Origin of the sequence: Actinoplanes sp. NPDC051411, from assembly GCF_040682075.1 — a bacterium.
Taxonomy (GTDB): domain Bacteria; phylum Actinomycetota; class Actinomycetes; order Mycobacteriales; family Micromonosporaceae; genus Actinoplanes.
Window position 1 is genome coordinate 1 of record NZ_JBFBAD010000122.1, and the last position, 13,895, is coordinate 13,895.

The following is a 13,895-nucleotide window of genomic DNA, read 5'->3' on the forward strand; positions in this document are numbered from 1 at the left end:
CCACCCGACTACCCGCACTACTGGCCGACACCCACCGACACCTCAGCCACCACCCCCACCTCGCCAACCAGATCCACGCCATCACCAACGCCACCGACCGCGTCCGACTCGAAACCGAACGCCACCGCGGCGGCGGCCTCCCGTCCTGAGACGCTCAGCCGATGGCGTCCTGGACCGTGGAGTGCAGCGCGAGCATGCGGTCCAGGTTGACGACCTGGATGATCGTCGCCACGGTCGGTCGCAGTTCGGCCAAATGCAGTGCCGCGCCCCGGTCGGCGGCCCGCTTGTGCATTTCGACGAAGAGGCGGAGGCCGCTGGAGTCGCAGAAGCTGAGGCCGCCCAGGGCCAGGACGAGGCGGGTCGCGCCGGCGTCGAGGGCCGCGTCGGCCGCCGCGCCCAGGATGTGCATGCTGTCGCGGTCGAGTTCGCCGCGGACGGTCAGCACGGTGGCCGAGTCACCCACCTTCTCGGTACTTACCTGCAGCAGGTCGTCCGTCATCAGTTCTCCTCCTGGGCGACCTGGGGCACGGTGTTCAATGCGGCCGCGGCCGACCACTCTACGAGCATCAATGTGGCGTCGTCGGAGGGTGGCCCACCCTGGTGCTCCAGCACGGCATGGGCGAGCCGGCGCAACGTCTCGGGCGCCGGCAGGCCGGCCGCGGCGTGCTGCTCGGCCAGGTCGACGAGGCGGGTCACGCCGAACCGGTCGCCCTTGGGCGTACGCGCCTCCGTGACGCCGTCGGTGTGCAGCAGCAGACGGTCCTCCGGTTCCAGCAGCTCCTCGCCCACCTCGACCTTCGGGTCGTCGAGGCCCAGCGGCATGCGGCGGCCGCCGGAGAGCTCGCGCGCCACCCGGCCGCCGCGCAGGACCAGCGGCGCCGGATGGCCGGCGTTGAGGTATCGCACGCGGCCGGTGTCCAGGTTGAGCTCGGCCAGCACCGCGGTCGCGAAGCGACTGTCCGAGAACTGCCCGGTCAGTGCCGCGTCGGCCGCACGCGCCTGGTCGCAGAGGTCCTGACCGCTTCGCCGGGCGGCCCGGACGGCGGACAGCGCGACCGCGCACGTGATCCCGGCCTCGAGACCGCGGCCCGCGGCGTCGAGAACGGCCAGATGCAGGGTGGATCCGTCGAACCCGTAGTCGAAGCCGTCCCCGCCGACCTCGTAGCACGGCTGCAGGACCGCGGTGACCACCGCGCGCTCGGCGCTCGCGGTCAACGGCGGCAGCAACTGCCAGAGCAACTCGGCGGCGGTCGACATCGGCCGCGTCCGGCGGCTGCGCTCGAGCAGCTCGCCGCGGTCGGTGATCGTGGCCAGCAGGTGCCCGACCAGTCCGGCCACCAGCTCGCATCGGCGCGAGAACTCGGGATCGGGGGTAGGCACCCCGACGAACTCCAGCACCCCCAGACGGTCGGTGCCGTCGACGATCGGCACCCACCAGCGGTGCTCGTCGCCGTCGTCGGCCTCGGCCGACCGCACCCGGCCGAACACCCGGCCGGCCAGCGAGCCGCTCACCGGAATCGGATCCGGCATCGCCTCGCCGGGTTGAGGCAGCGGGTGCAACGCCACCTGCTCGTAGTCGACCAGCCAGACCCGGGTGTGCAGGCCCAGCGGCGAGATCGCCGCGTCGACCGCCGGCGCCAGATCGTCGGGCTGCCACAGATGGGCCCCGGCGAGGATCTGGCGGACGACCTCGAACCATCGCGCATCGATCGCTGGATCCATGGCGCCACCTTAGACCCGGGACCACGAATCAGCTGGCCAGGAGCAGGACGCGAGGCCCGTACGGTGTCCTCGGCGCCGGCGTACGACGATGCCGGGGGCGCCGATCTGTTTGACCGGCCGGGCGGCGGGTAGCCGCAGCACGCCCTGGAGGCTCATGACGGCCGGCCGGTCGGTGATGAACCAGCTTATCGGCGGACGAGAGGCGGACCGATCATGACGGCGGCATCAGGCCGGCGGTCGACTGCCGCGGATCCGGCCGACGCCGGACTCGGCGCGCAGGAGGATCTGCGGGCGTTGTTCGGGCAGTCCACCGCCGTCTTCGCGTCGCTCGCGGGGCCGGCCCACCGGGTGGAGACGGCGAACACGGCGTTCTTCGCGATCGCCGGCGAGGAACGGGCTCGCACCGGCGTCGCCCTCGTGGACCTGATGCCCGAGCTGGCGGGTCAGGACTTCGTCTCTCTGCTGGACCAGGTCTATCGCACGGGTGCGCCGTACACCGGCCGGGACGTCCGGGTCGAGCTGGGCACCGGCCCGCACGCACGGGAGGCGTTCTTCGACTTCACCTGCGAGCCGCGCCGGGACGCCGGCGGCGAGGTGACCGGCATCCGCCTGCTCGGCGTGGAGACCACCCAGGTCAAGCAGGCCCAGCGGCTGATGGCCGAACACCGGGCCCTGCTGGAGCAGATCGCTCGTCAGGCCCGTTCTGGGACGACTTCCGGGAGCTGGCCGGCCAGGCCGGGCTGGCCGCCTGCTGGTCCACTCCGATCCTGGCCCGCGACGGCGGCCTGCTGGGCACCTTCGCCATGTATCACCGCACCCCGCGCGTCCCGCAGGAAACCGATCTCGCCCTCGCCCGGGTCTTCGCCGGCACCGCGGCCCTGGCCATCGAACGCCACCACATCGAACAGGAGAAGGCGGCCGCCGAAGCACGCGCCGAGTCGGCCCGGGCGGCCCTGGCCGAGGCGGTGCAGGTCGAGCGGGAGCTGCGCGCGCAGGCCGAGCAGCGCGCCGCGGCCGCCGCGGAACTCGCCGCCCAGATGCGTACGGCCGCGGCCGCGCAGGCCGCTTCGCCGCATCCCGAGCGCTGTCAGCTCGGCGGCGCGGCCGGCTGCACCGAGGCGGCCGAGATCAAGATCGCCGATTCGTGGGGCGACGCGGCGTGGGGCTGCCCGGCCCACGTCGAGGAAGCGATCATCAGCGTGCGGTCGGTGTTCATCGCCAGCGAGGAACTCGGCGGGCTGGCCGCCTACGTCAGCCGCTGACTTCGATGCGTCTCGGAAGCTCGGAGCTTCTCCGAGAAAATCTATGGCTGACGTACTAGACATTCTCGCGGCGACCGGTTAATGTTCCTGGTGTTGACAAACGAGATCGTGGAAAGACGCCGACAGGGTGACCGAGCGTCAAGCAGGGCCCGGACTCATGTGGTGGGCTCGCTCGGCACGAAGGAAGGCAGCACGAAGTAAGGCATGCCGAAGTAGGGCATGTGGCAAGGCACGTGGAAGTGAAGACCCTGACGTAGTTCCAGGTCGGGGCACCTGCCTACGCGGCAGGCAGCCTGTCGCACGTGTTCGGGGCCATGAAGTTGCGTGGGGCTTCGACACCGGCAGGCCGCAAGACAGCACGACAGATGTTGGAAGCAGAGGAAAGGGAGGGCTGAACACCGTTGGATCGCCCGTTACCAGGACGCAGTTCCAATCCTGGGCGGTCACCGCAGTTTCCATCGAACGAGAGGTGGTCTTCGGTCACGCTTATGCGATCCTCGCACCCCACGCCGCCGACGGCGGCCGGTGCGGATACGACAACCCGACGAACCTGTCGGTAGATGGTGTCCAACTCATAGCCCTGGGCCCCGGCGCTTCTGCGCCGGGGCCCTCGTCATGGAGAGATGTATATGGCCCAACCCGACGACATGTTCGGCGACGACGACTACCCCGCCTACACGATGGGCCGCGCCGCGGAGATCACCGGCGCCTCGCAGGACTTCCTGCGCCGGCTCGACGACGCGAAACTGATCACCCCGTTCCGATCGGCCGGCGGACACCGCCGCTACTCCCGCTACCAGTTGCGCCTTGCCGCGCGGGCCCGCGAGATGGTCGAGCACGGCACCGCCCTGGAAGCCGCCTGCCGGATCATCATTCTCGAGGATCAGCTCGAAGAGGCCCTCCGGCAGAACGAGGACCACAAGCGCCGGCAGAAAAACGACGCCTGACCGGCGATGACACGTCGACCCCGGGCCGCGCCGCCAGTGCCGCGGCCCGGCCGACCGGCGTCTCGGTGGAACGCGAAGAACGACCGACCGCAGGACTATCCGCGGTCGTCGTCGCTCAGCATGGTGTGCCGCTGGCCTCCGGCATCAACCGGGTTCGCTTCGAACGGAAAACGCCTCCGCCGTCGTGCTTCCTCGCTGTTGTCAACGGCGACCGGCTCATTAGCGTCGATCGATGTATCGGACGACTGGCGAAACATGGCTTCGCTGTCGTTCTCGGTCCATTCCTTCATGAGACGAGTCGTCTTCCTCTTGGGATTGCTGCTGAGCCACGCGAAGTCCGCTACGGCGCGGTGACCGTCTCGACGTGACTGGATTTCCGGCAGAGCCGTGAGGGAACACCTGTGGCGGGTTTGGCCAGGCCCTACAAATCGCCCGGCTCCACAAATTCGGTGTTCCGCCACCAGGATACTGCCCCGCCGGCTGACGCGTTGCCGACGGACTGAACGGTTGGCCGCGCGCGGTACGGGGTACGCCGGATCCAGTTGGCGTCCCGCCGTCGGAGCGCCGGAAAATTGGACGGACTCCCATGGGCCACGACCTGCCGACCCGACCGGACGCCGACGACCACGCGTCCCGGCCTGCCGACGATCATGCGTCCCGATCGGCGGCCGAACAGAACTCACGATCCACCGCCGAGCAGGATTCCCGGGCTCTCGCCGGGAAGGTGACCGACGCCGGGGCGGGCGAGGAGCTGCTGGCCGCCGCCGAGGACGCCGCCGAGGCTGCCCGCTCCCCCGAGGCGCCGCTCGGCCGGCCGGGCCGGCCGATCAACCGGCGTTCGCCTTTCGTGGTGGGCCTGCTCGGCGCGGCCGGCGTCGCCGTGACGTACGGGTTGATCAAGTTGCTGGCCGCCTCGCGCGAGGTCCTGCTGCTGGTCGGCGTGGCCCTGTTTCTGGCCATCGGGCTGGAGCCGGCCGTCCGATGGTTCGCCCGGTGGATTCCCCGCGCCGCCGCCGTCGTCACCGTCATCGTCCTGGTGCTCGGCGTCGTGGGCGGCTTCATCGCCGCGGCCGTCCCTCCGCTGGTGTCCCAGAGCGCCCAGCTCGTCCACCGGCTGCCGCAATATCTGAACGAACTGCAGGACCGCAGCTCGCTGCTCGGCCGGCTGAACGCCCAGTTCCACGCCCAGCAGCGCATCGAGACGCTGCTCTCGGGTAACGGCCAGAACATCTTCGGTGGCCTGCTCGGCGCGGGCCAGATGGTGCTGAGCGCGACGGCGGCGGTCGCCACCGTACTGGTGTTGACCATCTATTTCCTGGCCGACCTGCCCCGGATCCGGCAACTGATCTACCGGCTGATGCCCAACAGCCGCCGGCCCCGGGCCATCCTGATCGGCGACGAGATGTTCGCCAAGGTGGGCGCGTTCGTCCTCGGAAACCTGGCGACCTCGTTCCTGGCCGGGGCGAGCACGTTCCTGTGGCTGCTGATCTTCGGGGTGCCGTACCCGTTGCTTCTGGCCCTGATGGTGGCCCTGCTCGACCTCATCCCGATCGTCGGGTCGACCATCGGCGGCATCATCGTGTCGCTGGTCGCGCTCAGCGTGTCGATTCCGATCGCCATCGCGACCGCGGTGTTCTATCTGGTGTTCCGGCTTCTCGAGGACTACCTGATCGTCCCGAAGATCATCGGCAAGGCGGTCGAGGTCCCGGCGACGGTCACGGTGGTGGCGGTGCTGTTCGGCGGCGCGGTTCTGGGGATCATCGGAGCCCTCATCGCCATCCCGGTCGCCGCCGCGGCACGAATCCTGCTGATGGAAACGGTGTTCCCGCGACTGGACCGCGCCTGAACGCGGCGGCGGCCGGATGAAGTCGCCGGCCGCCGGACGAACGGAACGCTAGGAGTTCGAGCCGCCGGTGGCCTTCGAGCCGTCGGGGCCGACCGCGAACCAGGTACCCGTCACGCCCTGGCCGGAGCAATCGCTGCCTCACTCTACGAGCAATCGGCCCGGGCCTGTTTTTCGCTGGCAGTGAACGCCGGAAGAGGGTCGCTCGCTTCGCGGTTGAGTCGCACGTACTCAACTTTCCGGAGGTGCCCTGGTGGCGAGCAAACGACTCCCCGTGTTGTTCCTCGACGACATCGTCCTGCTCCCGGGCATGGTCGTCCCGATCGAGCTGGATGAGGCGGCCCAGGCCGCCGTCGACGCGGCCCGCACCTCGGCCGACTCCGAACTTCTGGTCGCTCCGCGGCTGGAGAGCCGCTACGCCGCCTACGGCGTCGTCGCGAGCGTCGAGCGGGTCGGCAAATTCCGCGGCGGTTCGGCCGCCGCCGTCCTGCGTACGAGCGTGCGCGCCCGCATCGGCAGCGGCGTGACCGGGCCCGGCGCCGCGCTGTGGGTCGAGGCCGAAACAGTCACGACCACCCCGTCCGGCGAGCACGTGACCGAGCTGGCCGCCGAATACAAGCAGCTGGTCGTCTCCGTGCTGCAGCGCCGCGAGGCGTGGCAGGTCATCGACTCGGTCAGCGCCATCGACGACCCGAGTGACCTGGCCGACACCGCGGGCTGGGCGTCGTACCTCTCCAACGACCGCAAGCGGGAGCTGCTGGAGACCCCCGACGTCGAGGCCCGGCTGCGGCTGCTCATCGAGTGGACGCGGGACTTCCTGGCCGAGTCCGAGGTCAGCGACAAGATCGAGACTGACGTCCGCGAGTCGGTCGAGAAGCGCAACCGCGAATACCTGCTGCGCGAGCAGCTCAAGGCGATCCGCAAGGAGCTCGGCGAGGGCGACGCGGACGGCACCGACGACTACCGCACCCGGGTCGAGTCGGCCGATCTGCCCGACGCGGTCCGCGAGGCCGCCCTGCGCGAGGTCGACAAGCTCGAGAAGGCCGGCGACCAGAACCCTGAGGCAGGCTGGCTCCGGACCTGGCTCGACACCGTGCTCGACCTGCCCTGGAGCGTCCGCACGACCGACAACACCGACCTGAAGGCGGCCCGGGAGGTTCTCGACGCCGACCACCACGGCCTGAACGAGGTCAAGGAGCGCATCGTCGAATACCTCGGCGTCCGCGCGCGCCGCGAGTCCCGCGGCCTGACGACCGTCGGCGGCCGCGGATCCGGCGCGGTGATCCTGCTCGCCGGTCCGCCCGGGGTCGGCAAGACCTCACTGGGCGAGTCGGTCGCGCGCACCCTCGGCCGCAAATTCGTCCGGGTCGCGCTCGGCGGCGTACGGGATGAGGCCGAGATCCGCGGCCATCGGCGTACGTATGTCGGTGCACTTCCCGGGCGGATCGTCCGGGCCATCAAGGAGGCCGGTTCGATGAACCCGGTCGTCCTGCTTGACGAGGTCGACAAGGTCGGCAGCGACTACCGGGGTGACCCGGCGGCGGCGCTGCTCGAGGTGCTCGACCCGGCGCAGAACCACACGTTCCGCGACCACTACCTCGATCTCGACCTCGACCTGTCGGACGTGCTGTTCATCGCGACCGCGAACGTGCTCGACACCATTCCGCAGGCGCTGTTCGACCGGATGGAGCTCATCTCGATCGACGGCTACACCGAGAACGACAAGGTCGCGATCGCCCGCGACTTCCTGGTGCCGCGGCAACTTTCACGTGCCGCGCTGTCCGAGGACGAGGTGACGGTCACCGAGGACGCGCTCCGCGAGATCGCGGCCAACTACACCCGCGAGGCCGGCGTGCGCTCGCTCGAGCGACTGCTCGCCAAGGCGTTCCGCAAGGCCGCCCTGGGCGACCTGCCGACCACGGTCGGGGTCGGCGACCTCAAGGACCTGATCGGACGGCCCCGGTTCGAGCCCGAGTCGGCCGAACGTACGGTCGTCCCCGGTGTGGCGACCGGCCTGGCCGTGACCGGGATGGGCGGCGACGTCCTCTACATCGAGGCGTCGCTGCTGCCCGGCGACAAGGGTGGCCTGTCGGTCACCGGCCAGCTCGGCGACGTGATGAAGGAGTCGGCCCAGATCGCGCTCTCCTACGTGCGGGCGCACGCCGACGAGCTGGGCATCTCGCCGGAACAGCTGGACCACCCGATCCACCTGCACGTGCCGGCGGGTGCGGTGCCCAAGGACGGCCCGTCGGCCGGCGTCACGATGACGACCGCGCTGGTCTCGCTGCTGCTCGGCCGCAACGTGCGGGCCGAGGTCGGGATGACCGGCGAGGTCTCGCTGACCGGCCGGGTCCTGCCGATCGGCGGGGTGAAGCAGAAGCTGCTCGCCGCCCAGCGGGCCGGCCTCACCGAGATCTTCCTGCCGAAGCGCAACGAGCCCGATCTCGACGAGGTGCCGGCCGACGTCCTGAAGGCGCTGACCGTCCACATCGTCTCCGACGTGCGCGAAATCCTGAGCACGGCCCTGGAGCCGGTCTCGGTCAGCTCGGTCCCGGCCGCCTGAATCTCCTGAATTACCGCCCGATCTCCGCCGGTCCGGCGGAGATCGGGCTTTTCAGTTCGGTTGCCAGTGGTCGGGTTCGGCGATCGTCGTGCCGTAGCCGGGCCGGTGCGACTGGTCGATGCCGTGCTCGGCCCAGGTATAGAGGTGCAGGGTCAGCCCGTCGGGATCGTCGAACACCAGCAGCCAGCCGATGGACGCCTCGATCAACGGCGAGTGCTTCACCTCCAGGCTGTCCAGATGCTCGGCCCAGACCGCCAGGTCGTCGCGGGTCGCCACGGCGAAGCTGACCGGGTCGAACCCGCGGCTGCCCTCGGCCGCCACCGGGTTGACGCGCAACGTCAGGGCGGCGGGGCCGAGCCCGGGGACCTCGCCGGCCAGGCCACGGACCACCCCGTCCGCGTCTCGGAACTCCACCGTTGGACGCAGCCCGAACACCTGCCGGTACCACCGCAACGACCGCGCCAGGTCGGTCACCGGGATCTTGACGTGATGGATTCCCGCCAGCTCGCGTATCGCCATGTCGTCCCGCCTCCAATTCGATGCAGCATCACTGCTGCGAATATGTGGGTAGGATGCTCCCGATGACACCCCCCGTCAAGCGACCCGACCGGCGCTATCACGCTCCCGGGCGCGCTCAGGCCGCCGCCGACACCCGCAGCCGCATCCGCCGGGCGGCCCACGAGCTCTTCGTCCAGCGGGGGTACGTCGCCACGACCATCCGCGACATCGCCCGCGCCGCCGGCGTCGGCGAACGCACCGTCTACGCCGCGTTCCCCGGCAAGGCCGACCTCTTCCGGCACGCCCTCGACGTGGCCACCACCGGCGACGAGCAGCCCGTCGCGGTCGCCGACCGGCCCGAAGTTCAGGACGCCTTCCACCAGGCCGACCCGCACGCGGCGATCGCGGCGACGATCGACTACACAGTGGGCCTGTTCGAACGGGCGGGCGACCTGATCATGGTCACCGTGCAGGCCGCCGACGCCGACACCGACATGCGCGCCGCGGCCGACTCCGGCGCCCACGCCACGCGGCAACTCTGGGGCGCCCTCACCCAGACGCTGCACGACACCGGCGCGCTACGCCCCGAGCTGACCGCTCGCACCGCGGCCGACATTCTTTACGCCCTGGCCTCGCCGCACACCCACCAGCTCCTGCGACGGCACTGCGGCTGGACCACCGAGCAATACCGCAGCTGGCTGACCGGCGCCGTCACGCAGCAACTCCTCGCCGGTCCCTAGGTCGCACATCAGGCCTTGGTGGCGGTCGGTAACCGGTGACCGGGCCCGGCAGGTCCGAGGTGGCACCGGGAGGTCGACTCACTCCCGGTGCCGCCTGGACTTCCGTACGGGCGTCGTCAATCGCTGGCGGCCAGGACATCGCCCCCAACGTCCTGGTCGGCACCGGCTGGCCCGTTACGGCGGGCCGGCCGAACCGGCGCTTGCCCGCAGAAAGAAGCATGCCGCCTCGCCCCCATGAGAGACATCGGCGGACATGCGTATGTCTTGTCCCGGCGCGGGCGAACCATTCGTCGCTGTGCGTAACGTTTGTCAGGCTGTCACATGGATGTCACGCCGCGCACCCGATGTCCGATCGCGATCGACTCGCCGGAGATCGCGCCGGCGCGGGGTGAGACCAGGAAGGCGACCAGGTCGGCGATCTGGTCGGGGCTCGAGTCTCCGGGCCGGCCCATCTCGACCTCGGCGGCCGGGGTGTCGGACACGATTCCAGGGCTGACCGTGTTGACGGTGACGCCGGAGCCGGCGACCGTGTCGGCGAGGTTCTTCGCGACGATGATCAGGGCCGCGTTCCGCGCCGAGCCGGTCACGTTGCCGGTGAGCAGGGCGTTCTGGCCGCTCACGCCGACGATCCGGCCGTAGCCGGCGCCGGTCATGATCGGCAGGGCGGCGTTGGCCAGCCGCAGGAACGACATCGCTTTCGTGTCGATCGCGCTGAGGACCTGCTCGGGGTCGGCGTGGCGGGACGCGTCGAGGGTGCGGGCGCTGGGCGCCGCCGCGACCACGAGCGCGTCGAGCCGGCCGTACTGCCGCAGCACGGTGTCCACCGCCGCCGTCACCGAGTCGGGGTCCCGCGCGTCGACGGTGATGCCGTCCTCGGCGTGCCGGGAGGCGGCGATCGCCGTGGCGCCCTCGTCGCGAAGCCGCGCGACGACCGCCCGGCCGATCAAACCGGTGCCGCCGACGACCAGCACCACGTGTCCACCAAGGTCAAGATCCACCCGTCGGACGCTACCAGCCGGCCGCCCGGCAGCCGGATCGTCGACCGCCTTCGGCGGGGGAGAGATCAGCGTCGGCGAGCGGCGGTGATTCCGCGGCGGGTGGCCGTACGGTCGCTGGTGGCGATGTATGGGCCGGTAGTCCCGGTGGCACTGCTGTTGTCGCTGCTTCTGGTGATCGCCGCGCTGGGCGGCCTGATCGCCGGCCTCACCGCGGACGAGACCGGGAAGTTGATCGACGCCCTCGGACGCGAACGGCCCGAATCACCGCCGGCCGCTCAGCCCCGATATCCGCACGTGCTGGTCAACGTCGAGGAACCCCGGCAGCGACGGCCGACGCGCATCGACGTCCGGGTTCCACTGCTGCTGCCGGGCGGGGTGCGGCCCCCGAGCCTGGTGCCGCCGCGGGCGCTGCGCAAGGCCAAACGCTGAGCTGGCCCGGTCCGGCGCGCCGCTCGACCTGACCGGGCTCAGGCTCCAGCACCGCGACGAACCCGAGGTGCGGGTGTGCCGCGGCGATCCAGCCTCGCCCGGACCACGGGGCCGCGCAGGGCTCATCGGGAACACTTCACCCGCCGCAGGCCGAGCCGCTTTGGATTTCGTGCCATCTGCCGCTGTCCGTGGGGTGACCCGGCGGGCCCGCCCGGCGGCGGCGCGCGGAGGGTGGGCGGCGACGGCGCGCGGCGTTGGAGGCGGGACCCGGGTCGTCCCGTATTTTCTGGAAAGCCGGCGGCGAGCCGCCCGGCAGTTTGATGCAGCCGGCTATTTGATGCAGCAGCCCCGGCAGACCTTGGGCTGGGGCAGGGTGAAGGCCAGGCAGCAGGTCTTGCGGTGGACGTCGAGGCGGCCGGCGCGGTCCGGGACCAGGTCGATGAGGTCGTCGACGCCGAGGGTGGTCAAAAGTCGGTGGACCTGGTCGGCGGAGGAGCCGGGGACGGCCTCGGCCGAGCGGAGGATGCCGTAGGCGACGCCGGAGGCCAGCGAGCCGAGGAGGATACGCCGGCCGAGCCGGACCCGGTCGTGGAGGGCGTTGAGCATCGGCGTCAGGTGCTCGTCGAGCAGGGAGCGGCGGAATTCGGCCAGCAGGGCCTGCTCGTCTTCGACGACGCGGATCTGCGGGAGGCCGCTCAGCGCGATCGGGTCGGTGGGCAGGACCGCGACCGGGATGTCGGGGTGCAGGCCGAGGGTGATCAGCGGGCGCGGGTCGCGGAAGTGCATGAGGACGTGCTGCGGGGTGAGCAGCGGGACCCGGCGGGCGCTGGCCCAGCCGAGGACGGCCGGGAGGGCGAGCCAGTAGGTGTAGGCCTTCCACGCCAGCGCGGCAGCCGCGTGGGGCTGGGCGTTCCAGCGGTGGCCGGCCGACTCGAGCAGGAGGTCGAGGTGGCCGCCGGTGAGGCCCTCGGTCGTCACCCAGGCGGACGGGTCGGTCACCGTCAGGTCAGGAGCGAGGCCGGGGATCTCCGTGCTGGTGCCGAACATCACGCGCAGCGTGTCGGTGACCGGGGCGAGCGGCAGGAGCGGCGTCGCGCGGTGGAGGGCGGCGGTCACCGAGCGCCACCGTCATGCGGCTTCCTTGCCACCGCTTCACCTCGCCTTTTGTCAGAAGAGTCGGCCACTGAGGCGACCCACCGTACAACGTTAAGGCTAGCCTAACCAATACGGTCCCCGGTCGAATACCCCCGTCGGAGGGCTACCTAACAAAGTCAAGGCATCTGTCAGTAACGCGCTACTAGCTCCTTGCGGACAACGGGCGGCGGCGAGACTGAGGTTCTCGTCGCGAAGGGGACATCGATGATGACCACCTCGCCCGTCGAACGAGCCGCGGACCAGTTTGTGACGGCGCTGGCCCACTGGCGGGTCGAGCGCGGGATGAGCAAGAAACAACTCGCCGCGCGCATGGGATTCGACCCGTCGTACGTCAGTCACGTCGAAGGGCGCCGCCACAAGCCGACCGAGGACTTCGCCCGCCGGGCCGAGGCGGTCCTCGGGGCGGGCGGGCTGATCTGGCAGCGCTTCCAGGAGTACGACGAACTGCGCCACGCCCGCGGAGTCGCGCTGCACCGCGAACCGCCCGTGCCGGTCCAGTGGCTGCCGCCGGGCACCGGGCTGATCGTCGAGCACGAGATCGCCGAGCTGGTCTACACCGAGGGGGCCTACCGCTGCCGGGTCACGCGGGCGCTCTACAACGCCGGTGCCGAACCGGTCAGCCGCTACCTCATGAAGATCACAGTGGACCGCTACCCGCACGACCCGGCCGGCTCCAACCAGCACCACCGGGAGCACCCGCTGACCTTCGAGGAACTCGACCTCGAGGCACACGCCGGCGAGGGCGACGCGATCGAGCGCATGCACTGGCGGGTCAAGCTCGATCGCGACGCGTCCAAGGAGATCTGGCTGCTCTTCGCCAACGAGCGCGGGCAGTTCCCGCTCTATCCGGGTGACCGCACGACGATCCAATACGCGTACACGGTCGGCGAACAGAAGTGGGGCCAGTGGTTCCAGCGGGCCGTGCGTCTGCCTACGCGCCGTCTGACCGTACGCCTCGACTTCCCGATCGACTTCGACCCGCAGGTGTGGGGAGTGGAGACGTCGCTGGCCGCCGAGGCGCCGGTACGTTCGCCGCTGGAACGGCACAACGAGGACGACCGGGCCGTCTTCGAATGGTCGACCGACCAGCCGACGCTGAACGCGCGCTACCGCCTGGAGTGGCGCTTCCGGGGCCTCGGGGCACCCCGCTACGACGAGTACGCCCCGAACGGCGCCCACCCCCGCAAGTCGCACCAGATGCGCGGCATCGGGATCGTGCAGCGCGGCTCCGACCTGCTCCGCCAGCGGGCCCGCCACTTCCAGCTGCCGCGGGAAGAAGGTGAAGCTCGCGAAACCGTGGAGGCCCTGCTCTCGTCATTGGGCCGGCTCGAGGAACTGCACGATTTCAGCAAGGGTGTCGGCCTGTCCGCGCCGCAGATCGGCCGGTCGGCGGCGGCCGCGGTGGTGCGGCCGCCCGAGCTCGACGTGGAGCCGATCGTGCTGCTCAACCCGCGGATCGTCGACGAGTCCCGCGAGCGGGACGAGCAGTACGAGGGCTGTCTGTCCTTCTTCGACTATCGCGGCCTGGTGCAGCGGCCGTTGCGGATCGAGGTCGAGCACGCCCGCTACGACGGCACCCGGTTGATCACGTCGTTCGAGCAGGCGGTGGCGCGGCTCGTGGCGCACGAGATCGACCACCTGGAGGGCCGGCTCTACGTCGACCGGATGCACGCCGAGTCCAACCTGGTGCCGGTGGCCAACTACCACCACACCGGGCGGCCCTGGGCCTACTGATCCT

General features: G+C 70.6%; 13 protein-coding genes and 1 pseudogene. 8 read left to right on the plus strand and 6 right to left on the minus strand.

From position 1 onward, the window contains the following. Positions 1-154: 154 nt before the first annotated feature. Together AB0M88_RS42205 and AB0M88_RS42210 are read right to left on the minus strand one after the other, a co-directional pair. Positions 155-499 (minus strand): STAS domain-containing protein, encoded by a 345-nt coding sequence (locus tag AB0M88_RS42205; protein WP_364111890.1) that lies wholly within the window; start codon positions 497-499, stop codon positions 155-157. Next, on the minus strand, positions 499-1,722 hold the full coding sequence (locus AB0M88_RS42210; RefSeq protein ID WP_364111892.1) for a PP2C family protein-serine/threonine phosphatase: 1,224 nt from the start codon (positions 1,720-1,722) through the stop codon (positions 499-501). The genes AB0M88_RS42205 and AB0M88_RS42210 overlap by 1 nt, the downstream gene beginning before the upstream one ends. Before the next feature lie 213 nt (positions 1,723-1,935). On the opposite strand from AB0M88_RS42210, the pseudogene AB0M88_RS42215 reads away from it, so the two are divergent. The 3 genes and pseudogenes from AB0M88_RS42215 to AB0M88_RS42225 form a co-directional block, all read left to right on the plus strand. Continuing rightward, a pseudogene (locus AB0M88_RS42215) lies at positions 1,936-2,301 on the plus strand (GAF domain-containing protein); the annotation flags it as partial. A 188-nt stretch (positions 2,302-2,489) separates the two neighbouring features. After that, positions 2,490-2,984 carry a hypothetical protein gene (locus AB0M88_RS42220; RefSeq protein ID WP_364111936.1) on the plus strand — a complete coding sequence of 165 codons (495 nt, stop codon included), beginning with the start codon at positions 2,490-2,492 and terminating at the stop codon, positions 2,982-2,984. A gap of 629 nt (positions 2,985-3,613) precedes the next feature. Further along, the gene (locus AB0M88_RS42225; protein WP_364111894.1) at positions 3,614-3,931 is read left to right on the plus strand and encodes a MerR family transcriptional regulator; all 318 of its coding nucleotides are present in this window, start codon (positions 3,614-3,616) and stop codon (positions 3,929-3,931) included. A 95-nt stretch (positions 3,932-4,026) separates the two neighbouring features. On the opposite strand, the gene AB0M88_RS42230 is transcribed toward AB0M88_RS42225, so the two are convergent. Beyond that, positions 4,027-4,221 carry a hypothetical protein gene (locus AB0M88_RS42230; protein WP_364111896.1) on the minus strand — a complete coding sequence of 65 codons (195 nt, stop codon included), beginning with the start codon at positions 4,219-4,221 and terminating at the stop codon, positions 4,027-4,029. A 296-nt stretch (positions 4,222-4,517) separates the two neighbouring features. Between AB0M88_RS42230 and AB0M88_RS42235 the strand changes: the two genes are divergently transcribed. Then, the gene (locus tag AB0M88_RS42235) at positions 4,518-5,777 is read left to right on the plus strand and encodes an AI-2E family transporter (RefSeq protein WP_364111898.1); all 1,260 of its coding nucleotides are present in this window, start codon (positions 4,518-4,520) and stop codon (positions 5,775-5,777) included. A 307-nt stretch (positions 5,778-6,084) separates the two neighbouring features. Continuing rightward, entirely contained in the window at positions 6,085-8,337 is a 2,253-nt protein-coding gene (gene lon, locus AB0M88_RS42240; protein ID WP_364111938.1) for an endopeptidase La, read from the plus strand. Positions 8,338-8,388: 51 nt separating this feature from the next. Here the strand turns inward: lon and AB0M88_RS42245 are convergent, their stop codons facing one another. Then, positions 8,389-8,856 carry a VOC family protein gene (locus AB0M88_RS42245; RefSeq protein WP_364111900.1) on the minus strand — a complete coding sequence of 156 codons (468 nt, stop codon included), beginning with the start codon at positions 8,854-8,856 and terminating at the stop codon, positions 8,389-8,391. 62 nt (positions 8,857-8,918) lie between these two features. Here AB0M88_RS42245 and AB0M88_RS42250 point away from each other — a divergent pair, with 62 nt between their 5' ends. Then, positions 8,919-9,575 (plus strand): helix-turn-helix domain-containing protein, encoded by a 657-nt coding sequence (locus AB0M88_RS42250; protein WP_364111902.1) that lies wholly within the window; start codon positions 8,919-8,921, stop codon positions 9,573-9,575. A gap of 317 nt (positions 9,576-9,892) precedes the next feature. Here AB0M88_RS42250 and AB0M88_RS42255 read toward each other — a convergent pair whose 3' ends face one another. Further along, positions 9,893-10,573, minus strand: coding sequence for an SDR family oxidoreductase (locus AB0M88_RS42255; protein WP_364111904.1), 681 nt, complete (start codon positions 10,571-10,573; stop codon positions 9,893-9,895). An 84-nt stretch (positions 10,574-10,657) separates the two neighbouring features. Here AB0M88_RS42255 and AB0M88_RS42260 point away from each other — a divergent pair, with 84 nt between their 5' ends. Next, complete coding sequence (locus AB0M88_RS42260; RefSeq protein ID WP_364111906.1) at positions 10,658-11,002, plus strand: hypothetical protein; 345 nt, start codon at positions 10,658-10,660, stop codon at positions 11,000-11,002. Positions 11,003-11,332: 330 nt separating this feature from the next. Here AB0M88_RS42260 and AB0M88_RS42265 read toward each other — a convergent pair whose 3' ends face one another. Further along, positions 11,333-12,049 carry an IucA/IucC family C-terminal-domain containing protein gene (locus AB0M88_RS42265; protein ID WP_364111940.1) on the minus strand — a complete coding sequence of 239 codons (717 nt, stop codon included), beginning with the start codon at positions 12,047-12,049 and terminating at the stop codon, positions 11,333-11,335. A 315-nt stretch (positions 12,050-12,364) separates the two neighbouring features. On the opposite strand from AB0M88_RS42265, the gene AB0M88_RS42270 reads away from it, so the two are divergent. Next, complete coding sequence (locus tag AB0M88_RS42270) at positions 12,365-13,891, plus strand: peptide deformylase (protein ID WP_364111942.1); 1,527 nt, start codon at positions 12,365-12,367, stop codon at positions 13,889-13,891. Positions 13,892-13,895 lie beyond the last annotated feature (4 nt).

Bases quoted from the DNA above. Each gene is read 5' to 3' on its own strand.
- AB0M88_RS42235 (WP_364111898.1), top strand. From the start codon at position 4,518: ATGGGCCACGACCTGCCGACCCGACCGGACGCCGACGACCACGCGTCC.
- AB0M88_RS42210 (WP_364111892.1), bottom strand. From the start codon at position 1,722: ATGGATCCAGCGATCGATGCGCGATGGTTCGAGGTCGTCCGCCAGATC.
- AB0M88_RS42230 (WP_364111896.1), bottom strand. From the start codon at position 4,221: ATGAAGGAATGGACCGAGAACGACAGCGAAGCCATGTTTCGCCAGTCG.
- AB0M88_RS42245 (WP_364111900.1), bottom strand. From the start codon at position 8,856: ATGGCGATACGCGAGCTGGCGGGAATCCATCACGTCAAGATCCCGGTG.
- AB0M88_RS42205 (WP_364111890.1), bottom strand. From the start codon at position 499: ATGACGGACGACCTGCTGCAGGTAAGTACCGAGAAGGTGGGTGACTCG.
- lon (WP_364111938.1), top strand. From the start codon at position 6,085: ATGGTCGTCCCGATCGAGCTGGATGAGGCGGCCCAGGCCGCCGTCGAC.
- AB0M88_RS42225 (WP_364111894.1), top strand. From the start codon at position 3,614: ATGGCCCAACCCGACGACATGTTCGGCGACGACGACTACCCCGCCTAC.
- AB0M88_RS42270 (WP_364111942.1), top strand. From the start codon at position 12,365: ATGACCACCTCGCCCGTCGAACGAGCCGCGGACCAGTTTGTGACGGCG.
- AB0M88_RS42250 (WP_364111902.1), top strand. From the start codon at position 8,919: ATGACACCCCCCGTCAAGCGACCCGACCGGCGCTATCACGCTCCCGGG.
- AB0M88_RS42265 (WP_364111940.1), bottom strand. From the start codon at position 12,049: ATGTTCGGCACCAGCACGGAGATCCCCGGCCTCGCTCCTGACCTGACG.